A 480-nucleotide genomic window follows, 5' to 3' on the forward strand; every position below is an offset into this window, starting at 1 on the left:
AGTCAGCGGCGGCAAAGCCAGCAATGCCGGCCGCCCCAGACTCTCGATGCGCCTGATGATTGCGCTAACCCTGCTCAAGAACAGTTTCGATCTCAGCGACGAAGAACTGGTGCAGCGCTTTGCCGAGAACGTCTACTGGCAGCACTTTGGCGGTTTGGAATATTTTGATCCTCGCCCACCGTGTGACGCCACCCAGATCGGACGCTTTCGCGCCACGCTCTGGGCGAGGCCGGCCTGGAAGAGCTGCTCAGCGCCACCATCCACACCGCAGTGGATGTCGGGGCCGTCAAGAAAAGCGAGTTCAAACGCGTCATCGTTGACACCACGGTCCAGGAAAAGGCCATCGCCCATCCGGTGGACAGCCGCCTGCTCGAAATTTCCCGGCGCAAAGTGGTGGCAGCGGCCAAGCGCTGCGGCATTGTCCTCAAACAAACCTTCGCCGCCGAAGGCAAGACGCTGCAACGCCAGGCGGGTGGCTAC

General features: G+C 61.5%; 1 pseudogene. It reads left to right on the forward strand.

The features are described 5' to 3' along the window. A pseudogene (locus B3F77_RS19770) lies at positions 1-480 on the forward strand (transposase); the annotation flags it as partial.

Origin of the sequence: Polaromonas sp. UBA4122 (assembly GCA_002381615.1) — a bacterium.
In the GTDB taxonomy this organism is placed as follows: domain Bacteria; phylum Pseudomonadota; class Gammaproteobacteria; order Burkholderiales; family Burkholderiaceae_C; genus Polaromonas.